Source organism: Bacillus sp. SIMBA_005 (assembly GCF_046535585.1).
In the GTDB taxonomy this organism is placed as follows: domain Bacteria; phylum Bacillota; class Bacilli; order Bacillales; family Bacillaceae; genus Bacillus; species Bacillus pumilus.
This window is the reverse complement of sequence record NZ_JAWRWI010001135.1, coordinates 1-237: the sequence shown is the minus strand read 5'-3', so window position 1 is coordinate 237 and position 237 is coordinate 1. Positions and strand designations below refer to the sequence as shown.

The 237-nt window shown below is 48.1% G+C and carries 1 protein-coding gene; it reads left to right on the top strand.

All coding sequences use genetic code 11. From position 1 onward, the window contains the following. Positions 1 to 187, top strand: a 187-nt coding sequence (locus tag SB660_RS23660; RefSeq protein WP_410585030.1) for a hypothetical protein, incomplete at its 5' end; no start/stop codon positions are given. Positions 188 to 237: the final 50 nt, after the last annotated feature.

Sequence of the window (237 nt, the reverse complement as noted above, 5' to 3'; positions counted from 1 at the left end):
GATCGCGTTGTTCATTCAGGTTCAACGGCTGACAGACGACCAGAAGGCGCTATTAACGGGAAGGTTTGCGGAGATGCTCGAAGGAGACGGCGCGATAAAGATCACTGTAAATTGCGGAAGACCCTCCATATACGACATGGTAAGTAGAACGACGAGCTTCGAAATCCTCGAATCGATTACGAAATGATAAACGAAGGGGTAGACGTTGCCCCATAAATGCGACGTTTGCGAAAAAGA